The 24757-nt window shown below is 65.6% G+C and carries 23 protein-coding genes; 12 read left to right on the top strand and 11 right to left on the bottom strand.

Features of this window, described 5'->3' with window-relative positions:
• Nucleotides 1-2: 2 nt before the first annotated feature.
• The 9 genes from J8F10_RS21285 to J8F10_RS21245 form a co-directional block, all read right to left on the bottom strand.
• Complete coding sequence (locus tag J8F10_RS21285; protein WP_210657191.1) at nucleotides 3-782, bottom strand: hypothetical protein; 780 nt, start codon at nucleotides 780-782, stop codon at nucleotides 3-5.
• Nucleotides 783-1194: 412 nt separating this feature from the next.
• Nucleotides 1195-1593 (bottom strand): DNA adenine methylase, encoded by a 399-nt coding sequence (locus J8F10_RS21280; RefSeq protein WP_210657188.1) that lies wholly within the window; start codon nucleotides 1591-1593, stop codon nucleotides 1195-1197.
• Nucleotides 1590-1802, bottom strand: a complete 213-nt coding sequence (locus J8F10_RS21275; protein ID WP_210657187.1) for a hypothetical protein — start codon at nucleotides 1800-1802, stop codon at nucleotides 1590-1592. The genes J8F10_RS21280 and J8F10_RS21275 overlap by 4 nt, the downstream gene beginning before the upstream one ends.
• Entirely contained in the window at nucleotides 1799-1987 is a 189-nt protein-coding gene (locus tag J8F10_RS21270; protein WP_210657185.1) for a hypothetical protein, read from the bottom strand. Before J8F10_RS21270 ends, J8F10_RS21275 begins: the two co-directional genes overlap by 4 nt.
• Nucleotides 1988-2087: 100 nt before the next feature.
• Nucleotides 2088-2555: a hypothetical protein gene (locus tag J8F10_RS21265; protein WP_210657183.1), complete on the bottom strand. Its 468-nt coding sequence runs from the start codon at nucleotides 2553-2555 to the stop codon at nucleotides 2088-2090.
• Nucleotides 2556-2670: 115 nt separating this feature from the next.
• A complete protein-coding gene (locus tag J8F10_RS21260; RefSeq protein ID WP_210657181.1) occupies nucleotides 2671-4389 on the bottom strand; it encodes a recombinase family protein in 1719 nt (572 codons plus the stop codon).
• A gap of 311 nt (nucleotides 4390-4700) precedes the next feature.
• A complete protein-coding gene (locus J8F10_RS21255; protein WP_210657178.1) occupies nucleotides 4701-5231 on the bottom strand; it encodes a hypothetical protein in 531 nt (176 codons plus the stop codon).
• Between the two features lie 247 nt (nucleotides 5232-5478).
• Complete coding sequence (locus J8F10_RS21250; RefSeq protein WP_210657176.1) at nucleotides 5479-5568, bottom strand: TIGR02996 domain-containing protein; 90 nt, start codon at nucleotides 5566-5568, stop codon at nucleotides 5479-5481.
• Nucleotides 5569-5788: 220 nt separating this feature from the next.
• Nucleotides 5789-6196: an FHA domain-containing protein gene (locus J8F10_RS21245; protein WP_210657174.1), complete on the bottom strand. Its 408-nt coding sequence runs from the start codon at nucleotides 6194-6196 to the stop codon at nucleotides 5789-5791.
• Nucleotides 6197-6391: 195 nt separating this feature from the next.
• On the opposite strand from J8F10_RS21245, the gene J8F10_RS21240 reads away from it, so the two are divergent.
• From J8F10_RS21240 to J8F10_RS21225, 4 genes are all read left to right on the top strand, one after another.
• A complete protein-coding gene (locus tag J8F10_RS21240) occupies nucleotides 6392-6586 on the top strand; it encodes a hypothetical protein (RefSeq protein ID WP_210657173.1) in 195 nt (64 codons plus the stop codon).
• A gap of 221 nt (nucleotides 6587-6807) precedes the next feature.
• Nucleotides 6808-7071, top strand: coding sequence for a hypothetical protein (locus J8F10_RS21235; RefSeq protein ID WP_210657170.1), 264 nt, complete (start codon nucleotides 6808-6810; stop codon nucleotides 7069-7071).
• A 144-nt stretch (nucleotides 7072-7215) separates the two neighbouring features.
• Nucleotides 7216-7671 carry a hypothetical protein gene (locus tag J8F10_RS21230; protein ID WP_210657168.1) on the top strand — a complete coding sequence of 152 codons (456 nt, stop codon included), beginning with the start codon at nucleotides 7216-7218 and terminating at the stop codon, nucleotides 7669-7671.
• 86 nt (nucleotides 7672-7757) lie between these two features.
• Nucleotides 7758-8534 carry an NIPSNAP family protein gene (locus J8F10_RS21225; RefSeq protein WP_210657166.1) on the top strand — a complete coding sequence of 259 codons (777 nt, stop codon included), beginning with the start codon at nucleotides 7758-7760 and terminating at the stop codon, nucleotides 8532-8534.
• Between the two features lie 56 nt (nucleotides 8535-8590).
• Here the strand turns inward: J8F10_RS21225 and J8F10_RS21220 are convergent, their stop codons facing one another.
• A complete protein-coding gene (locus J8F10_RS21220) occupies nucleotides 8591-11326 on the bottom strand; it encodes a hybrid sensor histidine kinase/response regulator (RefSeq protein ID WP_246523475.1) in 2736 nt (911 codons plus the stop codon).
• Nucleotides 11327-11708: 382 nt separating this feature from the next.
• Nucleotides 11709-15605: a WD40 repeat domain-containing serine/threonine protein kinase gene (locus J8F10_RS21215; protein WP_210657164.1), complete on the bottom strand. Its 3897-nt coding sequence runs from the start codon at nucleotides 15603-15605 to the stop codon at nucleotides 11709-11711.
• Between the two features lie 487 nt (nucleotides 15606-16092).
• Between J8F10_RS21215 and lpxA the strand changes: the two genes are divergently transcribed.
• From lpxA to J8F10_RS21175, 8 genes are all read left to right on the top strand, one after another.
• Nucleotides 16093-16953, top strand: coding sequence for an acyl-ACP--UDP-N-acetylglucosamine O-acyltransferase (gene lpxA / locus J8F10_RS21210; protein ID WP_210657162.1), 861 nt, complete (start codon nucleotides 16093-16095; stop codon nucleotides 16951-16953).
• Between the two features lie 44 nt (nucleotides 16954-16997).
• The gene (locus J8F10_RS21205) at nucleotides 16998-19514 is read left to right on the top strand and encodes an RNA polymerase sigma factor (RefSeq protein WP_210657159.1); all 2517 of its coding nucleotides are present in this window, start codon (nucleotides 16998-17000) and stop codon (nucleotides 19512-19514) included.
• Nucleotides 19515-19686: 172 nt separating this feature from the next.
• Nucleotides 19687-20328, top strand: coding sequence for a 50S ribosomal protein L25 (locus tag J8F10_RS21200; RefSeq protein ID WP_210657157.1), 642 nt, complete (start codon nucleotides 19687-19689; stop codon nucleotides 20326-20328).
• 133 nt (nucleotides 20329-20461) lie between these two features.
• Entirely contained in the window at nucleotides 20462-21106 is a 645-nt protein-coding gene (gene pth / locus J8F10_RS21195) for an aminoacyl-tRNA hydrolase (RefSeq protein ID WP_210657156.1), read from the top strand.
• A 271-nt stretch (nucleotides 21107-21377) separates the two neighbouring features.
• Nucleotides 21378-21890, top strand: coding sequence for a 30S ribosomal protein S6 (locus J8F10_RS21190; protein WP_210657153.1), 513 nt, complete (start codon nucleotides 21378-21380; stop codon nucleotides 21888-21890).
• Between the two features lie 156 nt (nucleotides 21891-22046).
• On the top strand, nucleotides 22047-22580 hold the full coding sequence (locus J8F10_RS21185; RefSeq protein ID WP_210657151.1) for a single-stranded DNA-binding protein: 534 nt from the start codon (nucleotides 22047-22049) through the stop codon (nucleotides 22578-22580).
• A gap of 101 nt (nucleotides 22581-22681) precedes the next feature.
• Nucleotides 22682-23257 carry a 50S ribosomal protein L9 gene (gene rplI / locus J8F10_RS21180; RefSeq protein WP_210657149.1) on the top strand — a complete coding sequence of 192 codons (576 nt, stop codon included), beginning with the start codon at nucleotides 22682-22684 and terminating at the stop codon, nucleotides 23255-23257.
• 550 nt (nucleotides 23258-23807) lie between these two features.
• Complete coding sequence (locus tag J8F10_RS21175; protein ID WP_210657147.1) at nucleotides 23808-24653, top strand: hypothetical protein; 846 nt, start codon at nucleotides 23808-23810, stop codon at nucleotides 24651-24653.
• Nucleotides 24654-24757 lie beyond the last annotated feature (104 nt).

Genomic DNA, 24757 nt, shown 5'->3' with positions numbered 1-24757 from the left:
GTTCACTCCTCCCCTTCGGTTGAGGGCGGGGACATGAGCGGGCCGAAGAGTTGCACCAGTTCGACCGTCCCGCAGTCATAACAGCGGCCGACCCGGTCGCGGGCAGCCAGCGTGCTCCCGTCCGCTTTGCAGACCGGGCACGGGGTGATGCGGTCTGCCCCGTGCAGGATGCCAGCGACCGTCGCGAACGGGCGGCGGCGCAGTTCGTCAACGAACCGGAGAACTTCCTCCGGCGTGATCGGCTCGCCGGCGCGAAGTTGCTTTACCTTGCGATCGTTCTTCGAGTTGGTGGATCCGATAGGCCGGGTGAGCGCCGTCAGGCCCGGTGCGTTCGGGTCGCTCGGGAGGGCGTTCTGCACCGCCCGGACGACCACGGCCCAGCGGTCGCGGTCGGCGGTGTTGCCGAACACGACGATCGGTTCGAGGTGGAAGAGGGCGTGGAGCCCCGACCCCGTGTGCCGTACCTCGGCCTTCTTCCCGAGCGGGTGCCGGTCCAGCCAGAGGCTAACAGTCTTGTGGTACAGCCGAGAGGCGTGCGAGCCCTTCCCGGACGCGAAGAGCATCGGGTTCAGGTATTTGGGGTCGATGTCAACCATCACCATGCGCAGTTGCGTGATGAGTTCGAGGGGCGTGGACACCTTTTCGACCGGCCCCGTGAGGCCACCGTTGAACGTCTGCTCCCGCCAGTCGATCTGGCCGTCGTCGATTTCTGGCTTTGCCGCCGGGTCTTCCCCTGGCTCCTTTCGCTTGTGGGAAGGCTGACTCTTGTGTACACTACGCATGTCTCCCTCTCAGTGTTGGGTTGCGGCGGTCGGGCCTGATACACCCGGCCGCCATTGTTTTTTGGGTTCATTGTCCTGTCTGCCGAGCACTTGCACGCGAAGTCACACTCGGCTTCAACTTTTGATCGCCGACGTGCACGACACCTCGGTCATCATCGACCTGGTCGACACGCCTTCCTGGTCTTCAGGTTGTCCAAGTACGTTTGGATTGCCGACCAGCGCCAGCGGACGATGTTCTGAGACACCTCGACCGGAGCGGGCAGAACACCGCGCGCACGCATCCACATGCACCCCTAACGGGCTTTGGCGCAGGCGAAGTAGGCGGTCGGGAAAGTCCCGACCGCCTACTTATTGACTTCTCCACCGCCTGTGATCGGGGGCTCGCGTTCGCAGCGTGACGACTCGGGCCGGCTCAATAATTGGTCCACACCACTTCCCTCATGCGCTTCTTCGATTTCCCTCCGGCCGCGTGGTTGGCCACGTCAAACTCGTGCCGGCCCCAGTCCTTCAGCGCCTTGTCGTAGAGTTCGCACGGGTAGCCGCTGATGAGCACCTTGGCGTGCTTGATCGACTTGGCGACCGCCAGGAACGCCCGGTGGTCGTCGGTCATCTCGTACTCGCCGTACACGTCGGGGGACGAGCGGGTGCCGGCCGGGTAGGGCGGGTCGCAGTACATCAGGCATCCCTTGACGTCGTGACCGCGCATGACTTCGACCGCCGGCCGGTTCTCGATCACGACACGGATGAGCCGCCGGTGAACCTCCCCCAGTCCCTCGACGGCCCCCAGCCACGCGCTCGCCTCACCGTTCATGCCCCAGCGGGTTCGGGTCTTGGTGATCCCCGTGCCCGCTCGGCGGCCTTACGCTTCCGCTCAGCGTCGCCCTCCATCAGGCGGCGCGCCCATTCGCCCCACTCGCCCGCATCGGGATCGTCGCGGATGCGCCGGAGCAGGTCGCGGAGTTCGTCGTTGGTGTTTGCGGTGGCGCTAATCTTGCCGGTGTTGGTGGCGGTATTCTTCATGTCCGTACCACCTTGCCCCCGGTCGGCTTTGTTGGCGGCATAGACATCGTCGGCATGCAGCGCTTCGCACGGAGCGCTGCGCGTAACAACACGAGCAGTGCACGGCGCTCGTGCTCGATCGCTTCGAGCCGATCGCGAATGGTGTCCGCGTCGAGGTCACGGATCAACGTGACAGGGTCGGTCATGGAATACCTCCGTCCGGGTGAGGACGGAGGCATCATTGCGGACGTGAATTGAGTTGTGGATTCCGGGTAGGTACGTGTTTGGTACGCGTTTGGTACACGCCTACTCCCGCTCGCCAATCGGAAGTACGCGAACGAAGTAGCCGCCTTTGCCCTTACCGCCCGGCCGGCGGATAGCCGCTGCGAACGCCTCTGAGTAGGACTTCGCGAGTTTCGTGAGGACACGAGGCGCGTTCGAGATGACGGCAGCTTCTTCGAGTTCGGACCGTTTCATCGCGGTTTGTTTCTCCGCGAACACCTGGAGTACCTTGTGTTCCTCATCGGTGACTGATACCGGCCGGCCATTGACCGAATACCCCTGATCGCCGTGATACCAAATTGTTGCGTTGTCTGGCGTCTCCGATGCTTCCATCTCGCGGAATAGCCGCGTGAGAGTTGTACGTCGCGTCGCGCACTCACGCATCACTTTCAGGTCGTCATCGGTCGCGTATCCGTGCCGACGTGCGGCGGCGCTCGCAGCAGCTTCCATTGCGTCAACGGCCGCGAGTTCTCGCAGGATTTGTTCGCGCATGGATGCGCCCCTCAGAGTGTGGCCGGTAACCGCGTCGGGCCGATGCGCTCTGAGGTTCGCACCGGCCCGACGCGGCCCGCGGGTAGCTACTCCACGCGGCCAGTCGGCTGACAGTTTACTTCTTTGCGGTGTGCTTCACTAAGAGCAATTCAAATTTCTTCGCCTGGCTTTGATTGCTCAGGTCGGCTCTGCCGGCTAGACCGGCATCGGCAAACGACTCCGCGGCCCACTGACCGGGTCGCTTGACACTCTTGTTCGACCGGCCGGGCGTATAGGAAATCAGGTACTCGCGGTGGCAATCGCCGTGGAACTGAATCCGCACAGCAGCAAGTCGCACCCGCTTCCCCACGAACAGGCAGTGAACGCTCTCGACCGCCCGTCGAAGCGCAGCCCGTGCGCGGATACGGAGGTCGTCCGACTTGTCCTCGGCGAGCAGCTCGGCGAGTGAGCGGAACTCGCCCCACGACTCGGACAGGGGCGAGGCTGCTTCGCGCTGGGCGTGCTCCAAGTCCGTCGCGAGCGTCACCCGCTTCCGGTCCCACTCGACCGCCTTGTCCGCGAACAGGTTGAACTCTTCCTCCGTCTTTGCCCCATCGCACCGTACCTTGTACCGTCTCGCGTTCTGCTCGGCCTCGGTGTGTTCTCCGGCGATAGCTTCCACCTTCCGCCGGGCCTCGCCGCGATCGCCTTCGACATCGGCGGCTTGGACCTCCTTCAGTTTGGAGAGGATCGCGTCTTCAAAGGCGACCGCCGGGAAACTCGCCCACGTCTGTGTGCCATTCTGCTTCACGCTCACCGGGACCAGTTCACACGAGTCGCGACGGTGGCAGTAGGTGATAGCTCCACCGTCGCGAGCGTCCCGCAAGAGACCGGCAAAAAGGTTGATGTGTTTGCCGCGCCGCCCGCGACCGACCTTCGCCCGGACTGCCAACGCCGCCCGGACCGCGTGGAATGTGTCTTCGTCTACCACTGCGGGGTAGTAGCCGGGAACGGCCTCGCCGACCGGCTTGTCCGGCCGCTTAGTCGTCTGGTAGGGGACGTACTCACCGATCGCCGCGCGCGAGGTAAGGATGCCGTAGAGCGTCGGCTGCGACCACATTACCGGCTTCTGCTTGCGTTCGCCTTTGGGCTTGTGCTTTTCCCCACGCTCGGGCATCGTCTTCCGCCCCAGCACAGGAACCTTCTCAGAGTTGAACAGCTTGGCGATCCCGATCACGCTGTAGCCGTCACGCGCCAGGTCGAACGCACGCCGGACGATCTTCGCCGCGGCCTGGTCCAGAACGAGGCGACCGTCATCACCTTGCCTGATCCAGCCCGGAAGCCTCTTGGTGACGACGCACGTTCGGGCTTCCTTGTTCTTCTGCTCCCATGCTTCCCGGCATCTCGCCGACTTCACCGCTGACTCCGAGTGACCGCGGCTCAACTCCACGACGGCGATGATGATGTCCGTCAGGTCCAACGAGTCGTGCCGGAACAATTTCTCTGGGGTGAGCGTTACGATATTGATCTTCTGGTCGAGTAATTCGATGAACAGCTTAACCCCGGTGCGGATGTGTTCCCGGCTCAAGCGGTCCAAGTTCTCGACCAGCAGGTAAGAGCCGGCCGCGACGCGGCTGCTCTCGACGTGTCGGAGGAACGCAGCGAGCGCGTACGTGTCCCAGTCCCGCCGTTTGAACGCGGACCGCCCCCGATCCTCCAGCAGGAGGGACGTGTCGAGCTGGATTTCCGGATGAGAGGCGAGCCACTTCTCTCTGCTCTCGGTTTGCCGGCGGAGGCTGTCACCCTCAGCTTGCTGTGGCGAACTGAATCGCAGGTAGGAGTACGCAAGGGCCATTTCCGCTTCTCTTGGGACGGCTGGTGATACTCCGTGCGAGTTTACCCGGGCACGCCCAAGCCTGCAAGAATTGAATGATAGATGACCGTGTACCAGTTCAGCGTCGCGAAGTGAGTTGCCCGCGTCTTGTGGTTTTGTAGGGTGGGTCAAGGCTTTGCGCAGGCCCACCAGCCCGTCTTTGACTCGTAGGGTGGTCGGCGGGCCACGTGCGTCGCATCCCTTCGCGTTCGCCATACGCTGGGAGGTGGTAGGCCTGCGCAAAGCCTTGACCCACCCTACAAAACCACAAGACCACAAGAAGCGATCAGCGCTCACGCCACCAACCCACCTCCGAATCGCGCGGCGAGCGCGGCCAGTCCGTCCCCGCCGATGCGATTCCCGGACAGATCGATGTGCGCTACGTTCCGCAAGTGCGGCGAGCGCACCAGGGCCAGCGCGCCCGCGTTGCCGATGCGATTATGCGCGAGCGACAGGCGCTCGACCCGCGCGAGCCGCGGGCTTTGAGCCAGATCACACGCTTCGGGGTCGCCGAACCAGTTGTACGACAAATTCAGGTTCCGCACGCGACCAAAAAACGGCGACTTCGACAACCAAGACACGAGCGGAGTTCCCGTGCGGCCGGGGTACAACCCTGCAAGTGTCACGTCCAACGCGGACGCCATAACGGGCGACGAGATCAGCGCGGCGAAGAACGCATCTTGCTGCCCGCGGCTGTTGCTCGGCAGGCGCACAACTTTTACAGCCACCGGGTGAGCGAACGGGAGCAGCGTGCGCGCGTCCACGGCGCGCTCCGGCCCGGCACTGGCGACATCGAACACCACGTCCGCGACCGGCTCGCGCACGATCAATTGTCGGAACGGGACCACCCCGGCCAAACTGCCAGAATTGAGGCAGAGCCGCGTGATGAACCCGCGCTCGAAGTTCGAGATCGCGGTCGCCGCGCACCACTTCCATTTATCGGGCGGCGCGGTTAACCCGGCCCACTGCCACGCATGCGCTGTGAACAGTGCGAGAGCCTCCGCGTGCGCACCGGCGCACTGGGCGCGGATGAACTCGGCGCGAGTTGCGTCGAGGTAACAGTCGGATTCGTTAAAGACAATCGGCGAGCGCGAGGCGCGGGAGGTCGTCCGCGGGATTGGCGAGAATTGCGCGGAGCAGCAGGTCGCGGTCGGTCAGCATCGGTACGTCTCCGCGTTCAAGTTGTTCCTCAGAGACGCACTGCTCACACAGAAGGTTCACTTCACCGTAAATGGAGTCCACCAAGGGTTGTGCTAGCGCTTCACCCCCGGCTACGATCGGTCGCCCCATCCGGGGCTACAAAACAATGTCCTCTGTCCTCTGTCCTCTGTCCTTTTTTGTGCCCTTTTGTGGCCATCCCGTCTTTCGTCCCGGCTCTGCGCTACCCCTTGGGCGATTTCTGTTCGGGGTATACGTCGGGGAGGGCGTTTCGGCGGAGTTGGTGCGTTGCGGCGTCCTTCTTGCTCCCCTTCGCAGGCGCTTCTTCGTTCTCCAGTTTTTCGAGTTCGACCCCGAACTTGACCACGTACTTCATGTTCGCGATGGCGATCGTGTCGTTGGGCAGCAGCGCCGCCCGGCGGACGCGCTGGCCGTTGACCCGCGTGCCGTTCGTGCTCCCGAGGTCGCGGAGTAACAATAGGCCGTCGGTTTTTACGATAACGCAGTGGAGTTTTGAGACGCTTTTGTGGTCGAGGCGCACGTCGCAATCTTCGTCCCGGCCGAAGAGCGTCATGTCTTTGAGCAGGTCGATGAACGGGCCGCCTTCGGCGGACACCAACCGGGCGCGCATGAAATCACCCTGACTCGGGCGGGGACTATCGCTGCATTCTCGCTCGTCGCGAGCGCCGGGACAAGAGACTCCGGCGCACCAAATTGACGGCCCGCTCCGCGCACCCGGCACAGACGGACGCGCGCACTCGGCACAGCGATTGCGACAGAACGTCGTTTGCCATCGCCCGTTCCGCCGCGCTAAGGGAGTACCCAAATGAGTTCGCCACATATTCCGCCCGCACCGGGACCGGACGTTCCGACCCAACCGCACCCGGTGCCGACACCTACCATTCCACCGGATGTGGAACAACCACAACCCGGAACCGCACCGGAGAACCCGGCTCTTCCGTACCCGGTGAACCCGCCGGCCCCGACGCCCGCACCGAGCCTCCCGCCGACGTGGGGTTGATCCCGCGCACGCGCGTTCCTATTTTCCGCACCGGCCGGGAGCACTTCGGGAGCACCCGAGCTTCGGTAACTTTGCGATACCACTAGCGCCGGTTCGGGGTTAGAATTCAGAGGCACTTCCTCTCTGGATTCTGCCGCCCCCGAATCCGTGCTATTCGTTCAGTACCGAACCGCCCGGCGGTCGAACACACGCGCAGAGGCCCTGGTAAGGGAAGTTCGCTCATGGTCATGCGGAACGGGAACGACGGCACCGACGCGCGCCGCTGGTGGGACGACGTGCCCCCACGGGTCCGTGCGCGCATTTCGGGCCGGCCCACGTTCCCCGAAGTCGCCGAAACCGAGAGCGACACGCTGGAGCCGCGGCCGCTCTTTTCGCTCGGCGAACTGTTCTACGACCTGTCCCGGCTCGCGCTGCTCTTTTTCGCCATCGCGGTCGCCAACATGGTCTTCCTGATCGTCGCGCTTTCTTTTCTTCGCGGTGGGTGATCGGGCACGTTGGCGTGATGATCCCGCTCCCAAAACACCAACTCGACCCGCCCGCGTATTGTCTCATCCCGGTCGCTCGCGGTAAAATACTCCGGCCTACCCGCTACTACCTCTCCGATCCGTCACACCCTCGGAGCCAATTCGATGCTACGGACCCACGTCGCGGCCCTCGTGCTATTGGGCGCATCCGCCGTACACGCGGACCCGCCGAAACCCACCGCCCCGCCGGTCGAACAGAAATTCTGCCCGGTGATGACGAAGGACGAGATCGACCCGAAAGAGTCCAAGTTCGAGACGTACAAGGGCGTGAAGATCTACCTCTGTTGCGACACGTGCGTGGCGAAGTACCGCCGCGACCCGGCCGCGTACCTCGATCCGAAGTTCGTTCCGGCACTCGCGGGCGTCGAGTTGCCGAAGCGCGGGATCGAGCAGCAGTTCTGCCCGGTGTACCGTGACAAGAAGATTTCCGAGAAAGATCCGTCCGCGACGTACAAGGGCGTGAAAGTGTACTTTTACAACGCGACCGCGAAGGAGCGCTTCGAGAAGGACCCGGAGCGCTACGCCACCGCCGACGTGCTGCCGCAGTTGCCGAAGAAGTGAGAGGGTACGAGAGTAGTGAGGGTACGAGAGGCGGAGGGCCATTCCTCCGCCTCTCGTACCCTCTGCTCCCTCTCACTGGAGGCCCCATGCGCCTGCTCCCACTGGTCGCCCTCACGCCGCTGGTCGCGCTACTCGCGCCGGCGCCCGCCCCCGCAGCCGAAAAGGAAGCCCGCTTGTACGAGATGCGAACCTACTACGCGGCGCCGGGCAAGCTCGACGCGCTGAACGCCCGGTTCCGGGACCACACCCTGAAGCTGTTCGAGAAGCACGGGATCACCAACCACGCCTACTTCGTGCCGATCGACAACAAGGACAACAAACTCGTCTATTTCGTCTCGTACCCCAACAAGGACGCGCGCAAGAAGTCGTTCGAGACGTTCGGGGCCGACCCGGAGTGGAAGAAAGCCCACGCCGACAGCGAGAAGGACGGTAAGCTGGTCGACAAGATCGATTCGCTGTTCCTCACGGAAACCGACTACTCGCCGGTGTTCAAGATCGAGAAGAGCAAAGAAGACCGCGTGTTCGAGCTGCGCACCTACATCGCGACGAAGGACAACCTGGGCAACCTCAACGACCGGTTCAAGAACCACACGCTCAAGCTGTTCGAGAAGTACGGCATGACGAACGTGGTGTACTGGAACGTGGCGAAGGGCGAGAAGAGCGCGGACACGCTGCTCGTGTACCTCCTGGCGCACAAGAGCAAGGACGCCGCGGCGAAATCGTTCGACGAGTTCCGCAAGGACGCGGACTGGCTCGCGGCGCGCAAGGCGAGCGAGGAGAAGGGCGGCGGCAGCCTGACGGAAGCGAAGGGCGGCGTGGTCTCCGAGTTCCTCAAGCCGACGGACTATTCCCCGCTGAAGTAACCGCACAAAACTCGCGCCGGGCGAACCGAATTCGTGCCCGGCGCGGTGGCTCGCGCCTATCGCTCGCTGAGCACTTCGCGGAGCTTGGCGCCGAGCGACGCCGCCGTGAACGGCTTCTGGAGAAATGCCACGTCCGCCTGGAACACGCCGTGCCGGACGACCGCGTCGTCGGTGTAGCCGCTCACGTACAGCACCTTCACCTCCGGCCGGATCTGCCCCAACTGTTCGGCCACCTGCCGCCCGCTCAGCCCCGGCATGACCACGTCGGTCACCAGCACGTCGATCGGTCCCGGGTGGGCCTTACACGCGCGCAGCGCTTCCTTCCCGTCCGGTGCTTCGATCACCGCGTACCCGAGTGACTCCAGCGTCAGCCGGGTCAGGCCCCGGACCTGATCGTCGTCCTCGACAACGAGCACCGTTCCGCTGCCCGTCGGTAGGGGCTGGGGTGCTGTGGACCTACTATCGGCCGGGGCCGCGCACCCGACCGACGGCAGGTAAATTTGGAACGTGGTGCCCCGCCCGACTTCGCTGTGTACGGTGACGCACCCGTCGCTCCGCCGGACGATGCCGAACACCGTCGCCAGCCCGAGCCCGGTTCCCTTGCCGACCCCCTTCGTGGTGAAGAACGGCTCGAAGACCCGCGCCTTGACTTCCTCGGTCATCCCCGTTCCGGTGTCCGACACCACTAGCAACACGTACCGCCCCGGCGCTACCTCGGCCTGGACCCGCGCGCTCGCCGCGTCGACATCGACGTTGGCCGTCGAGACGGTCAACTGGCCCCCGGTCGGCATCGCGTCGCGGGCGTTCACCGCCAGGTTGACCAACACTTGTTCCAGGTGGCCGGCGTCCGCCCGCACGCGGTCCAGCCCCGGGGTCAGGGCGGTTTCCAGTCGGACGTCCTCCCCGATCAGGCGCTTCAGCATCTTGCACGCCCCGTCCACCACCGCGTTCAGGTCGAGGACCGTGGGCTCGACCACTTCCTTGCGACTGAACGTCAGGAGCTGGCGCGTGAGGAGCGCGGCCCGTTCGCCGGCCTGGTAAATTTCTCGGATCGGACCCCGGTTCGGGTCGAGCACCGGTAGGGACGACAGGACCAGCAAACTGTACCCGCTGATGACGGTGAGGAGGTTGTTGAAGTCGTGGGCCACGCCCGCCGCGAGTTGCCCCACGGCCTCCATCTTCTGGGCCTGTCGGAACTGCTCCTCCAGGACGGCCCGGTGCGTCACGTCTTGGCCCAGGCACAGCAGCCCGGTGAACCGCCCCCCGGCATCGGTGAGCGGGGTGTTGAACCACTCGAAGGTGACCGTCCGCCCGTCCCGGGTTCGGTTCTCGTGGACCGCGTGGGCGGCCATGTCCCCGGCGCGGATCCGGGCGAGGAGCGCGTCCGTTCGCTCCCGGGCGCCCGGCGGGATGAGGTCGAACGGGGTCTTCCCGAGTGCCTCCGCCCGGGCGTACCCCAGGGCGCGCTCGGCGGCCGGGTTCCAGTCGGTAACGTGGAAGTCGGCGTCGAACAGGACGTAGCTGAGCGGCATCCGCGCGATGTGCAACTGGAGGCGGGCCAGGAGCGCGTCGCGCTCGGCGGCCACGCGCAGCACCTCGGTCACGTCGCGGGAGATCCCGATCAGGCCGATAACGTTCCCGTCCTTGTCGCGGTACGGCACTTTGGTCGCCAGGTAGGTGCGCGTCACGCCCGCCGCGGTGAGCGTCTCCTCCTCCGTTTCCGGGGTTCCGGTTCCCATCACCCGGCGGTCCCGGGCCATCACCTGTTCCGCCCCGTCCGGGGTGAACAGCGCCGTGTCGTCCCGACCGAGCACCTCGTCGGCCGACCGGCCGAGGAACCGCGCCGTGGCCGGGTTGCACAACAGGTACCGGCCGGCCCGGTCCTTGACGAACACCGCGTCGGTGATCCCCTCGGTGACCGACCGGAGCAACTCGTTGCTGGCCTGGAGGTCGCGCTCCGCCCGGCGCCGAACGAGATCGGTCCAGTCCAACACGCGCACGGTGGCCCAGACCACGGTGCCCAGGACGACCACTTCGAGGGCCGCGAACAGCACGATCCCGAACGCGGGCTGGTAGTACCCGGCCCAGGTTCCGGCGAGGACCAGCCACGCGAGGCCGATCGTCGCCCCGACGACCCCCGGGACGAGTCGCCGGGCCAGGTACCCGCCGAGGCCGTCGCCGAGTAGAACCGAGACGGGACCGCTGTCGGGGCGGTACGAAAGGAACCCGGTGGCGAGGACCACGAAGGCGAACGCCGTGGGCAGGGCCATCGACGTGTAGGGGTTGTAGGCGGAAACTGATTTCTCGCCGGCCAGGTAGCTGAGCAGCGAGAGGACCGAGACCAGACCGGTGACGAACGCGACGAGTTGAGCGGTGGCCACCCCGCGGTTGCGGTGGAGCGCGATCAGGGCCGGGCCGAGGGCGAGGAAGTTGATCGCGGTCGTGAACGCCATTCGCCCGGGCGGTGGCCCGAGGGCGGGCACGGCGAATCTGTCGCGGGTAATCAGCTCATCGATTCCCAGGTTCCACCCGGTCACGAACTGCGAGCCGACGGCGAGGCCGCTCAGGGCAGTGAACAGGGCGCAAACCGCCGCCGCCCGGCCCGCGCCCGCCACCGACAGCCGCAGGGCCGCCCCGAGGGCGAAGAAGCCGATGGCGGTGTTGAACTTCATCTCGACCAGGCCCGGCAGAACGCTCTTGAAGACGGGGACATCAAGCGCCCAGCCACAGAGGTTGGCGGCACCGACCGACATGACTACGCCCGCCGCGAGGCGGGGAATTGTTGTTCGCATGGACCGAGGGACTCGGGGAGAGGGCGGGTGACCCCACTGGTCGGCAAGACGTATTATCCGGGGGCAGGTTACGCGGCGAGTTCGTCAGCGATTGATGTGTAACCCTGTCGACCGGGTAAGACGTTCAATCATGATCGATCAAAACCGACGTCGCAGCCAAGATTTTCGCGATTCTCACGGACCTTTCAAGATCGTCTGAGAGTCAAACTGCGGCACGTTCGACGGCACACGAAGTGTGCGCGGTCTATCAATGAGACTGTGAAAGGGGGCCGGACCCGTAGGGGTGACTGGATTGAAAGCACAGCGTAAGTGCTACGAGCGTGAGAACTTGTGCTGCGGCTTGCCGCGGGCGAACGGGCGGAAGCGATTGATTGATTCCGCTTCACGTGCGCGGGAGCGCGGGCGGGAGGCGCGGGCCGGACTCGGGTACGACGGGGCGCACGTCCGCGCGCCAGCGCTTGATGGCCCCGTCGCGGCTCACGCTCACGAGCGACGTGCCGGCCGCGTTAAACGCCACATCGAGCACGCGGTCCGCGTGGCCGGTGAGCGCGAGGCGCTCGCGCCCCGCCACCGGGTCCCACAGGATCACGGTGCGGTCGTCGCCGCCGGACGCGAGCGTGCGCCCGTTCGGGCTGAACTCGAGCGCGTGAACCGCGCCGCTGTGCCCGGTGAGGTCGCGCGCGAACGTCAGGGCGCCGCCGGCGTCCACGCCCCACAGCTTAATCAGCCCGCTCGCGTCGCCGGTCGCGAGTTGCCCGCTGGTCCGGTCGAAGGCCGCGGATTCAACGGGTGCCCGCGGGCCGTGTGCGTTGGGGATGTCGGCCAGCACCTTCCCCTGGAGTGTCACGATTCGCACGCCGGAATCCACTGCGACCGCGAGCCACTTGTGGTTCGGGTGGAACGCGACCGCCCGGGCGCCGGGCACGGCGAGAAGCACTTTCCCGCCCTTCAGATCGATCGGGCGGTCCGAAGTCGCGGGGATCGAGCGGAGATCGTAAATCCGCACGGCGTCGGCGTCGGCGGTGACGATCCACTGGTTCGTCGGGTCGATGGCAACGGTGTGGACCGTGAGGGGCGTTCGCACCATCACGGCCCGAGTGAATCCGCCGCGGGGCGGGGTACTGGGCGACGGCAAAAACGGGCGCCCGGAAAACGGGAACGGCTGCCACATGAGCAGGCCGTTCCCGCTGGCAACGACGAACGTGCGACCGTCCGGGGACGTTGCCGCGGCGCGGGTCGTGTCTTTCGAGTGCGGGATGCCGAACGGGAGCGGGGTCAGCGCGAGCGGCCCCGGCGGTCCCGGGGCCGGGGGGCGGTTCGGGGGGACGTAGTCGGCGGCCAGAATCCGCACCCGTCCGGTGTCATCGGCCACGACGAACGCCGTGCCCGCCCCGCCCACGCCCACTGCGGTCAGGCCCTGGGCGGCGCTGGCGTTCCGGCCGCTCGGGTCGCGCGCCAGGCGCAAGAAGTCTTCCGGCTCGTGCGTCCGAGTGCTCGTCTGCCACACCACCGCGGCGCCGTCCATTCCCGCCGAAACCACCGTGCGCCGGTCCGGGCTGAACGCCACCGCGTTGACCTGTTGCGTGTGGCCGACCAACTGCCCGCGCTCGCGCCCGTCCTCCGCGTCCCACAAGCGCACCGTCTTGTCGAAACCCGCGCTGGCGAGTAACTGCCCGTCGTCGCTGAACGTCAGCGCGTAGATGGTGGCGGTGTGGCCGAACAGTCGCCGGTCGCGCCACGTCTGCGTGTCGAACAGGCGCACGTGGGGCGCCGCGCCGTTGTTCACGGTCGCGACCGTTTGGCCGTCCGGGGAAACGGCCACGGCGCGGACCGCGTCGGCGTGCAGCGGGAGCGCGCGGATCAGCTTCCGGCCGTCGGCGGAGATCACGCGCGCGATGCGGTCGGCGCCGCCGGACGCGAGGATCTTCCCGTTCTGGGAGAACGCGACGCACAGCACCCCGCCGGTGTGGACCTGCAACGCGCGCGATTCCCACACCGGGTGCGCGTTCGGCGACCGGGTCGCGCGCTCGACGCCCACGGCGGCGGCCCCCGGCCCGCCGAGGGCCGCGAGGTCGGGCGGCGCCGGGCGCCACGCGGTGAGCCCCCACCAGCGGAGGAACCCGTCCCCGCCGCCGCTCACGAGCGCCCGCCCGTCCGGGGAGAACGCGACGCAACTCGCGCCCCGCTCGTGCGCGTCGAGGGTGATCGTGGGCTTGATGTCGGGCACGCTGATGATCGGATCGACGATCGGCGGGAGCCAGGAGAACCGGTTCGCGACCTGGCGCGCCGTTGCGAGCACATCGAGCGGGAGCACCCATAACCGCACGGTCCCGTCGGCCCCCGCGGAGGCGATCGTGGTCCCGTCCGGGCTGAAGGCCAGTCCGAGCACGGTACCCTCGTGGCCCGTGAGCGTGACCCACGTGCGCCCGGTCCGCGGGTCCCACACCCGGACCCGCCCGGTGTCGCCCGCGGTCGCCACAAACTCACTGGTCGGCGAGTACGCGACCGCGTGGAGCGGGTCGTCCGGGCGGTGGTCGAGGTACGCGCGGTCGTCGCGCTGGCACAACCGGCGCAGGTACGCCCACGCGAAGTCGCGCAAATCGAGCGGGCACCGGGTCTCGTCCTCGAGCAACGTCGCGGCGCGGAGCGGGTCGCGCTCACAAAGGATCGCGACCTGCGCCAGTTGCAGCGCGTAAGCGGCACGCCGCGTGCGCTGTGCCTCGCGCTTCAGTTCGTCCGCCCGCTCGACCGCTTCGTTGCGCTGCCGCGCGTTTTCCGCCGCGAGTGCTTCGGCCCGGCGCTTTTCCGCTTCCGCGCGGTCGCGCTCCTGCTGGGCGATCCACTTCTCGTGTGCTTCCGCGGACACCGCTTCGCGCACGCGGAAGTACGCCGTCGACAAAACCGCGACCAGCGCGACGGTTGCCACGACGGTCATGCTCAGGAGCACCGCCAGCGACGGGTGGCGCTTCGCCCACTTTAAGCCCCGGCCCCACGCCGACAGCGGGCGCGCCAGGATCGGCTCGCCGTTGAGGAACCGCCGCAGGTCGTCGGCCAGTTCGGACGCGCTCGCGTACCGGTGAATCGGCTGCTTCGACAGGCACTTCAGGCAGATCGTTTCCAGGTCGCGCGGGACGAGCGGGTGCAGGCGCTTCGGCGGCACCGGGTCGTCGTGGAGCACCTGGAGGACGGTTTCGAGCGGGGTTTCGCCGCGGAACGGCGGGCGGCCGGTGAGCAACTCGTAGAGGATCGCGCCCAGCGCGTACACGTCGGCCCCGGGGCCGATGTCGCGCGTCTTCCCGCCGGCCTGTTCCGGGGCGATGTAGCTCGGGGTGCCCATCACCGCGCCGGTGCGCGTGCCGACGTCGCCGCCGAACGTTTCGTCGAGCCGCTTCGCGAGGCCGAAATCCGTGACTTTGGGAACGAACCCGGAACTGGCACGGAGCCCGGAGTTGGAAGCCGGCTCGGGGTTGGCGCCCTCGGTCCCGCGCTCTGTGTTCAGGAGCACGTTGCCCGGCTTCAGGTCGCGGTGAACGATGCCGGCGGCGTGCGCGAACTGCATCGCGCGTGCGAGGATCTCAATCAACTCGGCCGCGCGCTTGTCGTTCCACGGCGCGCCGCTGAGGTGCTGTGCGAGGCTCCCGCCCTCGACGAACTCCAGCGCCAGGTACGGGTGCCCGCTGGCCTCGCCGATGTCGAAAATCTGGACGATGTGCGAGTGCTGGAGCGCGGCGACCGACTCGGCCTCGCGCTTGAACCGCTCGCGCTCGGTCGGCCCGGCGTGGATGCCGGACAGGATCATCTTCAGCGCGACGGTGCGGTTCAGGTTCAGTTGCCGGGCCTTGTAGACGACCCCCATCCCGCCGCGCCCGACCTCGTGCAGAACCTCGTAGCCCGGTACTTGCGGTGGAACGAAGTCGATCGTCTCGCTCGACCCGAACGGCACCACGCTGCTCGGTTCCCGCCCCGGTCCCGAACCGGACGAATTCGCCAGTAGGGGCATGAACCCGGCGAGTGATGCGAACGACGAATCGGGTGTGTCTGCCCCGCCGGGGTGCGTGAACGCGACGGTCGGCGGTTCGTCGTGTGTGGGGGCCGGAGGGAAGTTGAGGGTCGCGTCCTGGCCGCCAGGGGCGTCACCGGTCACGGCCAGCACGAACCGTTCTTCGCGTTCGGTGACTGCGAGGACTACGGTGTCGCCGCACACGGGGCAAGCGGCGGCCTCTGACCCGTTCGGCGGGTGCCAGGTGTGGCCGAGCGAGCAGCGGAAACCACCGGCCATACTGGAACCTCGGAGATCGGGGCACCACCCTGCAATTATCCCCGCGCCCGCGCCCGATTCAAGCACCTGAGCGTAACCGTCGAATTTCCGCGCGGGCGTGTACCGAATGATTGCCCGATAACAGACGAATGATTCAAAAAAAATCGCCCTCTGTGCGAAGTAATTCGCCCCGGACGGGCACTTATTGGTGTCCAATCTCTCGTTGCGGTGCTCGGCGCCGGGACGCGCTGTTCCGCGCGCCCGGCGGCATATTTGTTACATCTCCATAATCGGTAAGGTTTGGTTGGCTAACAGTTTGCGAAAATTTACATGCCACACGGCGCCGGGAACGCGAGCCGCGATTGTGGAGCGGCAGAAAAGGCATTACTGTGCCGGGGGTTCTGGACGATAAGGTAAGAGCCGCGCGCAAGTTGGGCTGGTGCGCGGGCGAAGAATGGCGTATTGGACCGGACCGGGAAAGCTGGGTTCTGCCGGAAAGGATGCCGCTATGATGCGCCCCGCGCTGCCTCACGCACACCCCACAGCGATCGTTTCTCCCGAAGCGAAAGCGAATCTGCCCTCTGATGTGAAGATCGGGCCGTTCGCGGTTCTCGAAGGGCCGATTACCCTCGGCCCCGGCTGCGTGATCGGTCCGCATGCACATCTTGTTGGCCCGCTCACGCTGGGAGCGAACAACGAGATCGGCAGCGGCGCGGTGATCGGCGGCGCGCCTCAACACCTGGGTTACAAGGGCGAAATCACGTCCGTCGAGATCGGCGACGGGAACGTTTTTCGCGAGCACGTCACGGTCCACCGCGGGATGCCGGTCGGTGCCGGGCCGGGAACCGGAATCACGCGGATCGGGCACCGCAACTACTTCATGGCGGCCAGCCACGTCGCGCACGACTGCGTCGTCGGTAACGACGTGATTTTCGCGAACGCGGCCCTCATCGGCGGGCACGTGACCGTGGGCGATCGCGCCTTTATTAGCGGGAACTCGGCCGTTCACCAGTTCTGCCGGGTCGGGCGACTCGCGTTCCTGAGCGGGGCGTCCGCATCGAGCAAGGACATTCCGCCGTTCTGGGTGATGCAGGACGTGAATTACGTCCGCGGGCTGAACCTCGTGGGCATGAAGCGGGCCGGGATGCCGCCCGCGGAGCGGATGGCCGTTCGCAAGGCGTACCGCACCATTTACATGACCCGGCCGGCCCTCCCGCTCTCCGTGGCGCTCGCGCGCATCGAGGCCGAACTCGGTACGTTCCCCGCCATTCAAGAACTGGTCGAATTCATCCGCACATCGAAACGCGGCATTTGCGGCGCCCACCGACTTGTGGGGACCGGCGACGACGATGAATCTGCAGCGGCCTAAATTTTTCCTGCACGCGCGGTTGATGGTGGCGACATGATAGGGGCATGCGAACCGTCGCCGCTGTTTACCGCGAACTGATCCCGGACCGCCGAACCGACGGCGAACTGCTCGCCGCGTTCATTTCCGAACGGTCCGAACCCGCGTTTATCGAACTCGTCCGCCGGCACGGGCCGCTCGTGTGGGGCGCCTGTCGGCGCCTCCTGCCCGACTTGGCCGACGCGGAAGATGCGTTCCAGGCCGCGTTCCTGGTTCTCGTTCGCCGCGCGCACCAGGCCGCGCGGGGCGGGGCCGTCGGGCCGTGGTTGCACCGCGTTGCGGTGTGGACCGCGCGCAACGCCCGGCGCAAGAACGCCCGGCGCCTCGCCCGACAGCACGCGCTCACCGAAGACGCCCCGCGGTTCGTGCCCGATACCGACCTCCGGGCGGACATCGACGGCGCCCTGCTCGCCCTTCCCGCGCGTTATCGCGACCCGATCATTTTGTGCCACTTGCAGGGCTATTCGCGGCGCGAGGCGGCCGAGCGCCTGGGGTGCGCGGAGGGCACGCTCTCGGCGTGGCTCAACCGCGGGCTGGCGAAGCTCCGCACGCGCCTCCGTGACTTTGACCCAACGAAGGTACTTCCCGTCTTGGCGGCGGGGGCGGTGCCGGCGGCACTGGCGGCGAGCACCGCTCGCGCGGCCGCCGTGTCCACCGTTGCCGCGGTGACCGTCACCCCCGCCGTTTCCTCGATCGTCGAAGGAGTGCTCCACATGCTCTGGATCAAGAAGGCGACGGCCGCATCGTTCGCGATGTGCGCCGTGTTCGCGATGGGGATCGGTGTCGGCCTCGGTACGCGGCCGACGTACACCGGCGCGGTAGCCCAGGACGGCGATCCGGTGACGGGGACCGCGTCCAAGCCCCAGAACGACCCCAAATCGAGGCCGAATCCACAATCGCCGGCTGAAACCCTCGCGACGGTAGAGAAGCAGGCTCAGGCGGCTAAGGCGGAGTTGCTCCGCCTCGTTGAACTTCGGAAGCAAATGGATGCCGAGATTTCTTTGAGCGCGGACGAGCTGACGGTCCTGCAAAGATACATTACGCGCGCGAAGGGGAGCAAGGCGGACGAGATCGCCGTGCTGGAAAGGGCCATTCGGGAAAAGGAAGCCCTGCACCGAAACGCTCTCGTGGGCGTCGATGCCGCCAAGAAAAAAGCCGATCTCACCAAGGCGCAACCCGGGGCTGATCCGAAGGACGTTGCCGAGGACATCCAGACTTTGGAGCGATTTCAGAAGAACGCAGACGACGCCAAAGCCGCGGAGCTGAAACTGAGGGCTCTCAAAGAGGAAATCTCCAAACTCGATAAGGTCGAAAAATTGCAGGACCTGAAGGCTCTCAAAGAGGAGATTGCCAAACAATCCAAGATCGAGAAGCCGGACCTCACGAAAGAGTTGAAAGCGCTCAAGGATGAAGAACTTGTTCTGCGAAACAAACTCAAGCTGGCGACCGACCTGAAGCTCAAGGAAGAGAAACTTGGCGCACAAAAGGGCACAGAGAAGCCGGCCGCAGCGAAAGAGATTGCCGCACTGGAAGAAGGGATTCGGGCCAAGGACGCACAGCACCAGGCGTTCCTCGTGGCGATCGAGGCCACTAGTGCTCAGGTAGCAGAGGCGCAAAAGCGCCTTGAAGGGCTCAAGGCAACCGGAGGGGCGAACGCCGAGTCCAAAGCTCGCGAGCACGCAAAAGACCTGGAACGCGCGATACAAATCGTGCAGCGCCTCCAAGAGGTCGCGGACAAATCTGCAGCCGAACTGAAGTCGCTCAAAGACCAACTCGCCAAACTGAAGAGTGCCAAGCCCGCTCAGGAACAGCGCACCGAGAAAGAGATCAAAGAAGTCAAAGAGAAGCTCCAAGAGCGTAACAAGGACAAAGAGCCCAAGGTCAAAGAGGCCAATCAGGACAAGGCGCTCGCCGAGATCCAGGCGCAACTCGATCGACTGGTGGCCGAAAAGCAGCGGCTCCTCGTCCAATCGAAACTCTACGAAAAGCAAATCGCGGATGCGGAAGCGGCCCTCCGGGACCACCAGCGAAAGGCCCAGGCGATGCTCGCTGAGAAGAAGGCTGAGGCGGCCAAGAAAGCGATCGCGGGCGGCGGTGGGTACCTCGAACTCACCGTCGTCAGCAAAGCCGGGGCGTTCGAGTTCACCGTTACCGAAGTGCCCGCCGGTGACGGTAAGGCTCGTGGGCTCCAAGCGAAGTTCGGCCCGGTTACGACACGCGACCCTGCGGCACTCGCGCTACTGTTGGCCCGCGCGAAGAAAGACTCCGCGGGGCCGCAAGAGGTCCGCGTCATCGTGCAACCGCAAACCGTGCTCGGGGCCGGACCCGTGGCCGCGCTGGAAGCGTGCGACAAGGCCGGGTACAAGACCGTGAAGTACACCGGATACGTCTTCGGCGGCGGCTTCGCAACGGAACTGAAGCCCGACCAGAAGGGGGACGTCCGCGGCTACAAGCGGTACGAGGGGACCGAGGTCCGGCCGAAGGAACTGGCGGAAGAAATCACCGAGGGGCTGCGCCGGTTGTAGGGCCGGTTTTTCCGGCCCGCCCTTGTCGGTCGGTCGTCCGCTCGCCATAATCTCTCCTACCAACCGCGAGGCGGTTCCCTACCGGAACCGCTTCCTGTCGTTTGTAAGTGCGGGATCGACGAGGGTAGCGAGCGCGAAGCTCGCGAGAGTAGTTGTCACGCGAGGAAATAGCATGTCCGACAGCGTTACCCTCAAAACCACTGCGCGCACCGAGAGCGGTTCCCGCGCCGCGATCAAGCTCCGCAAGCAGGGCCTCGTCCCCGCGATCGTGTACGGGCACAAACTCGAAAACGCACAAGTCGCCGTGAACGCGGAAGAACTCGACCGCGCGATCCGCATCCAGCACGTCCGCGTGCTCGATCTGGACATCAACGGGAAGGTCGAGACGGTCCTCATCCGCGAACTGCAGTGGGACTACCTCGGCAAGCAGATGATCCACGTGGACTTCGAGCGCAAGGACCGCTCGGAACTCGTCCGCGTGACGGTGCCGGTCGAACTGCGGAACGCTCCCAAGCAGACCGGGGGCGGCGTGCTCGATCAGCCGCTGCACACCCTCCACGTCGAGTGCCCGCTCGGTAGCATCCCCGAAGCGATCCGCATCGACATCACCAATCTCACGCTCGGCCACCCGATCCACGTTCGGGAACTGACGCTGCCCGAGGGCGTCAAGGCCCTGGAAGTGCCGGAAGCCGTCGTCGTGCAGCTCAAGCTCCCGGGTATCGAGCCGGTCGCGACCGCCACGGTCGAGCCGGGCGCCGGCCCCGAAGTCATCAAGCCCGAGAAGAAGAAGGGCGACGAGGACGACGACAAGTAACCGGAGCGGGGCCGGGATTCAGGACGCAGGGTTCCGTTGGACCGAACGACCCCGAACCGCCTCGCGGTGTGCCGGTGTCGCCAAAGTAACGGCGTTCGTCCTGAATCCCGAGTTCTGACCCCCGAACCCTCCCATGAAACTGATCGTCGGCCTCGGAAACCCCGGCCCGAAGTACGCGGGGACGCGGCACAACGTCGGGTTCGACGTGATCGACTACCTCGCCGCGGGGCCGGGCGTCGGGGCGTTCCGCGAGAAGTTCGAGGCGCTCGTCGCGGAAATGAAAGAGGGCGACGAGACGGTTCTGCTCGTCAAGCCGCTCACCTTCATGAACCTGAGCGGGCGCGCGGTCCGGGCGATCCTCGATTTCTATAAAGTACCCGTCGAGAACGTGCTCGTGGTCTGCGACGATTTCAATTTGCCGCTCGGCAAGTTGCGCGTGCGGACAAAGGGCAGCCACGGCGGGCAGAACGGGTTGCGGAACATCCAGGAACAACTCGGCACGGACGGCTACACGCGGCTCCGCATGGGTGTGGGTCAGCCGGCGGTCGGCGACGCGGTCGATCACGTGCTATCGAAGTTCAAGCCCGGTGAACGCGCCGCGGTCGAGGACGCGATCGCGGGTGCCGCCCAAGCGGGCCTCGTGTGGGTGAGGCAGGGCGCCGAAGCCTGCATGAATAAGTTCAACGGCGGGGATGACAAAGAGAAGCCCAAGAAAGAAAAGAAGCCGAAGCCGGACGGCGCCAAGGCGGAAGACAAAAAGCCCGGCGCGAACGGTTAACGGCAACAGACTACGGATCGCAAACGATTGACGAAGCCAGGGTCGCTCCCTGTCCGGTGTGCGGGCGGGGTCGCGGGGCGAGGTGTGAATGAGAAAGGAAAAAGTTAAAAGGCAAAATGGAAAAGCGAGTGCAAGGGCCGGTCGTCGGCTTTGTATTCGGACCGGCTTTTTCCTTTTATCTTTTCCCTTTTTCCTTCGCACCCAACGGCCGCGTTGAACCACGGTGACCACCGCTCCGGCAGCGCCGGGGTGGACAACCCAAAGGGACGAAATGCCGACGCAGACTTACGAAACGCTGTTCCTCCTCGACCCCACGAAGGTGTCGGCCGACGCCGACAGCGTGAAGCAGCAACTGCACACCCTCATCGAGCGCCACGGCGGGCAGATCGTGATCAGCCGCCCGTGGGACTACAACCACAAGCTCACGTACCCGATCGGGAAGTCCAAGAAGGGCAGCTTCCACATCGTTTACTACACGTTCGAGAGCACCAAACAGGCCGAACTCGAGCGCGACTTCTCGCTGCAGGAGGGGCTGATCCTCCGACAGTTGACCTCGAAGATCGACCCGAAGTGGAAAGAGGAGATGCTGCAGGTCGCCCGCGAGGACGCGGGCAACGGCTTCGCCCTCCGCGGGATGCAGGACGAGCAGACCGTGCAAACGGACCCGTCCGCGATCGGCGGCGACGTGCTGATGGGCGAAGACGGCGGCCCGCCCCCGCGGGGCGATCGCGGCGACGGTGGCCCGCGCCGCGGGCGCCGCGACATGGCCGACAAGCCGGACTAGTTTTTCACCCGGCCGCCCGCGGGCGGCCGGCGACCGACCTTGCGACGGAGGCCGAGATTCGCTTACATTCTTCCTTACGACACCCCCGACACACTTAAAACTCCACGTGTGTCTTTTACTCCCCTAAGTCGGGCGGGTCGCGGAGGAGAGTTCGTAATGGCGAACCTCAACAAGGTTATCCTGATCGGGCGGTTGACGGGTGATCCCAAGAGCACGACGTTCAACAACGGCGGGGCGGTGGCCAAGTTCGGCTTCGCGGTGACCAACCGCAAGAAGAACGCCCAAACCGGGCAGTGGGCCGACGACCCGATGTTCATCGACGTCGAGGTCTTCAACCGGGGCGACACCGGCAAACTGGCCGACCTGGTGATGGACAAACTGAAAAAGGGCTCCCAGGTGATGCTCGAGGCCAAGTTGCACCTCGACCAGTGGGACGACAAGAACGGCGGCGGGAAGCGGTCGAAGCACAAGCTCGTGGTGGACAACCTCCAACTACTCGACCCGCGGACGGACGGCGGGGGTGGTGGAGGCGGCGGGGGTGGTGGCGGCGGATACGGTGGGGGGCGCCCGGCGGGCGGCTCCTCCGGTGGACGCAGCAGTGGCGGATCACCGCCCCCCGATGACGGTGACGACTACGGCGGGGATGGGGGCAACTCGGGCGGCGGGGGCAACGACCCCATCCCGTTCTGAGCGGTTCGCGCTCTCCCGTCGCGAGTGAATGAGTAACTCTCCGCGCGGACCCATTTATAGGGGCCGTGCGGTTTAACACAAGCACGGGACGGGATCTAATCATGGCCAAAACCGCAAAGAAGGGCGAAGCCGCGAGCGCCAAGCCCGCCGAAAAGAAGCTGCCCCAGAAGAAGGTCCGCGTGCGGAACCAAGTCAAGAAGGGGGCGCACGGCGGCACGCTCGTCGTGCTGGTGGACGACACCGCGCACGTCGGCCGGCAGGGTGAGATCGTCGAGGTGAAGGCCGGCTACGCCCGCAACTACCTCATCCCCTACGGCAAAGCGGTGGTCCCTTCTGCCGAGAACCTGCGCACGCTCGAACAGTACAAGATCAAGGTCGAGAAGGCGCGCGAGGCCCGGATCGCGGACCTCAAAGTGCTCGCCGAACAGCTCACGCGCCTCCCGGCCGTCACCATCGAAGCGAACGCGACCGAGGACAACCACCTGTACGGGTCCATCGGGCCGGTCGAGATCAGCAAGACCCTGAAGGGCAAGAACCTCAAGGTCGAGCCGGAAATGGTGAAGCTCGAGAACCCGATCAAGGAAGCGAACACGCTCACCGAAGTTCCGCTGTCGCTCGGCTACGGCATCGAAGCGAAGATCCAGGTGCTCGTCGTTGCGCTGCAAGGCAAGAAGTAAGACGTGTTCGGCGAACGGCCGGTGTGAGCCGGCCGGTGAGGTGACGAGCCAGTGGCCGCGTCTCACTCTCACCGGCCGGCTCACACCGGCCGTTCGCCTTCGCAGCCTCAAAACGAAGCGAGCCTCCGGGTTAGATACCCCGGAGGCTCTTTTTTGGGCGCCGGCTTACGGTCCACCCGTAGCGGCCGTTAAGACAGCCGGCCCATACACGTACATTGGTCACTAGGCACAGGACCACCTCCTTTCAACATTGTCACGCTTCCGAACCCCGCGACCAAGCGGAGCCCTTCGGCCTTCAGTCCGTCGCGCCACGGACGCGCGACCCATCAAGCCAACGGAATAATACACCTCCGACGTGTCGCGCGAAGCCCATTTCGGCATTTTTTTCGTTTCGCCCTTGCCGCCCCGGTCGCGCATTTTGATACACGTGGTACCGGCCCGCGGACCGGTGCGAGGAGCCGCACTGGTCGGAACCGTCAACACCGGAGAGAATACGGTGTTAGAACTCACGGCCCTCCGTTCCGCTCCACAATTCAGGGGATAGCCAACCATGATGGCCACGATCGCGCTCGCCGTCCTCGCGGGGCTCCCGGCCCAGCCCGCCGGGAACCTGAAGTTCACCAACGTGCGGACGACAATTGGCGAACTCGGACCCGCCCGCGAGAACAACAAGCTCCTGCCGGGCGACATCCTGTTCATCGCCTACGACGTCGAGGGCATCACCATCGACGACAAGGGGAACGCGGAATACACGATGACGATGGAGGTGGTGAACGCGGCCGGCGCGCGCGTGCTCCCGCCCCCCAGCGAACCGAAGCCGGAGCCGCGCAAGACCGCCGAGTTCTTCCCGCTGCGCGGCAACAAGATGCCCGGGCGCGTGTTCGTCACCGTCGGGCTGGACCTGGCGCCGGGCAACTACACGTGCAAGGTCAGCATCACCGACACGAAGTCGAAGGCGAGCACGAACATTGACGTGAAGTTCGAGGTCGCGAAAAAGGAGTTCGCGGTCGTCGCGCTGTACACCACATACGACGCCCGGGGCGAGATCTCGGCCCCGACCGCCGGTCAGGTCGGTCAGATGGTCTTCGTACAGTTCAGCGTCGCGACGTTCGAGCGCGACATGAAGACGAAGCAGCCGGACGTGGAGCTCTCGTTCCAGTTGTTCGACGACAAGGGGGCGCCGACGATGAAGGAGCCGCTCAAGGTCATTCAGGACGCCACCTCGTCCGCCGCGGTCGCGCCGATCAAGGAATCGGACGGGATGTTCCGCGTGATCCCGTTCCCCCTGTACATGAACCGGCCGGGCAAGTTCGTGCTGGAGATCAGCGCGACCGATCGGGTCTCGAAGAAGACCGCGAGTTACAAGCTCCCCGTCACCGTGAACCCCTCGAACTGAGTAGTTGGGGGCGTGTTCAAAGGTGTTTGCGAACGGCGCGGCGTAAGCCCGCCGGTGTTTTCAATGCACTACCGGCGGGCTTACGCCGCGCCGTTCGCGAGATC

This window comes from Gemmata palustris, assembly GCF_017939745.1.
In the GTDB taxonomy this organism is placed as follows: domain Bacteria; phylum Planctomycetota; class Planctomycetia; order Gemmatales; family Gemmataceae; genus Gemmata; species Gemmata palustris.
Note: the sequence above shows the minus strand (reverse complement) of the source record. Positions and strands in the feature narration are given on the sequence as shown.

Coding starts and splice junctions, on each gene's coding strand:
- J8F10_RS21285 (WP_210657191.1), bottom strand. CDS start 782: ATGCGTAGTGTACACAAGAGTCAGCCTTCCCACAAGCGAAAGGAGCCA.
- J8F10_RS21280 (WP_210657188.1), bottom strand. CDS start 1,593: ATGAACGGTGAGGCGAGCGCGTGGCTGGGGGCCGTCGAGGGACTGGGG.
- J8F10_RS21275 (WP_210657187.1), bottom strand. CDS start 1,802: ATGAAGAATACCGCCACCAACACCGGCAAGATTAGCGCCACCGCAAAC.
- J8F10_RS21270 (WP_210657185.1), bottom strand. CDS start 1,987: ATGACCGACCCTGTCACGTTGATCCGTGACCTCGACGCGGACACCATT.
- J8F10_RS21265 (WP_210657183.1), bottom strand. CDS start 2,555: ATGCGCGAACAAATCCTGCGAGAACTCGCGGCCGTTGACGCAATGGAA.
- J8F10_RS21260 (WP_210657181.1), bottom strand. CDS start 4,389: ATGGCCCTTGCGTACTCCTACCTGCGATTCAGTTCGCCACAGCAAGCT.
- J8F10_RS21250 (WP_210657176.1), bottom strand. CDS start 5,568: ATGCTGACCGACCGCGACCTGCTGCTCCGCGCAATTCTCGCCAATCCC.
- J8F10_RS21245 (WP_210657174.1), bottom strand. CDS start 6,196: ATGCGCGCCCGGTTGGTGTCCGCCGAAGGCGGCCCGTTCATCGACCTG.
- J8F10_RS21240 (WP_210657173.1), top strand. CDS start 6,392: ATGAGTTCGCCACATATTCCGCCCGCACCGGGACCGGACGTTCCGACC.
- J8F10_RS21235 (WP_210657170.1), top strand. CDS start 6,808: ATGGTCATGCGGAACGGGAACGACGGCACCGACGCGCGCCGCTGGTGG.
- J8F10_RS21230 (WP_210657168.1), top strand. CDS start 7,216: ATGCTACGGACCCACGTCGCGGCCCTCGTGCTATTGGGCGCATCCGCC.
- J8F10_RS21225 (WP_210657166.1), top strand. CDS start 7,758: ATGCGCCTGCTCCCACTGGTCGCCCTCACGCCGCTGGTCGCGCTACTC.
- J8F10_RS21220 (WP_246523475.1), bottom strand. CDS start 11,326: ATGCGAACAACAATTCCCCGCCTCGCGGCGGGCGTAGTCATGTCGGTC.
- J8F10_RS21215 (WP_210657164.1), bottom strand. CDS start 15,605: ATGGCCGGTGGTTTCCGCTGCTCGCTCGGCCACACCTGGCACCCGCCG.
- lpxA (WP_210657162.1), top strand. CDS start 16,093: ATGATGCGCCCCGCGCTGCCTCACGCACACCCCACAGCGATCGTTTCT.
- J8F10_RS21205 (WP_210657159.1), top strand. CDS start 16,998: ATGCGAACCGTCGCCGCTGTTTACCGCGAACTGATCCCGGACCGCCGA.
- J8F10_RS21200 (WP_210657157.1), top strand. CDS start 19,687: ATGTCCGACAGCGTTACCCTCAAAACCACTGCGCGCACCGAGAGCGGT.
- pth (WP_210657156.1), top strand. CDS start 20,462: ATGAAACTGATCGTCGGCCTCGGAAACCCCGGCCCGAAGTACGCGGGG.
- J8F10_RS21190 (WP_210657153.1), top strand. CDS start 21,378: ATGCCGACGCAGACTTACGAAACGCTGTTCCTCCTCGACCCCACGAAG.
- J8F10_RS21185 (WP_210657151.1), top strand. CDS start 22,047: ATGGCGAACCTCAACAAGGTTATCCTGATCGGGCGGTTGACGGGTGAT.
- rplI (WP_210657149.1), top strand. CDS start 22,682: ATGGCCAAAACCGCAAAGAAGGGCGAAGCCGCGAGCGCCAAGCCCGCC.
- J8F10_RS21175 (WP_210657147.1), top strand. CDS start 23,808: ATGATGGCCACGATCGCGCTCGCCGTCCTCGCGGGGCTCCCGGCCCAG.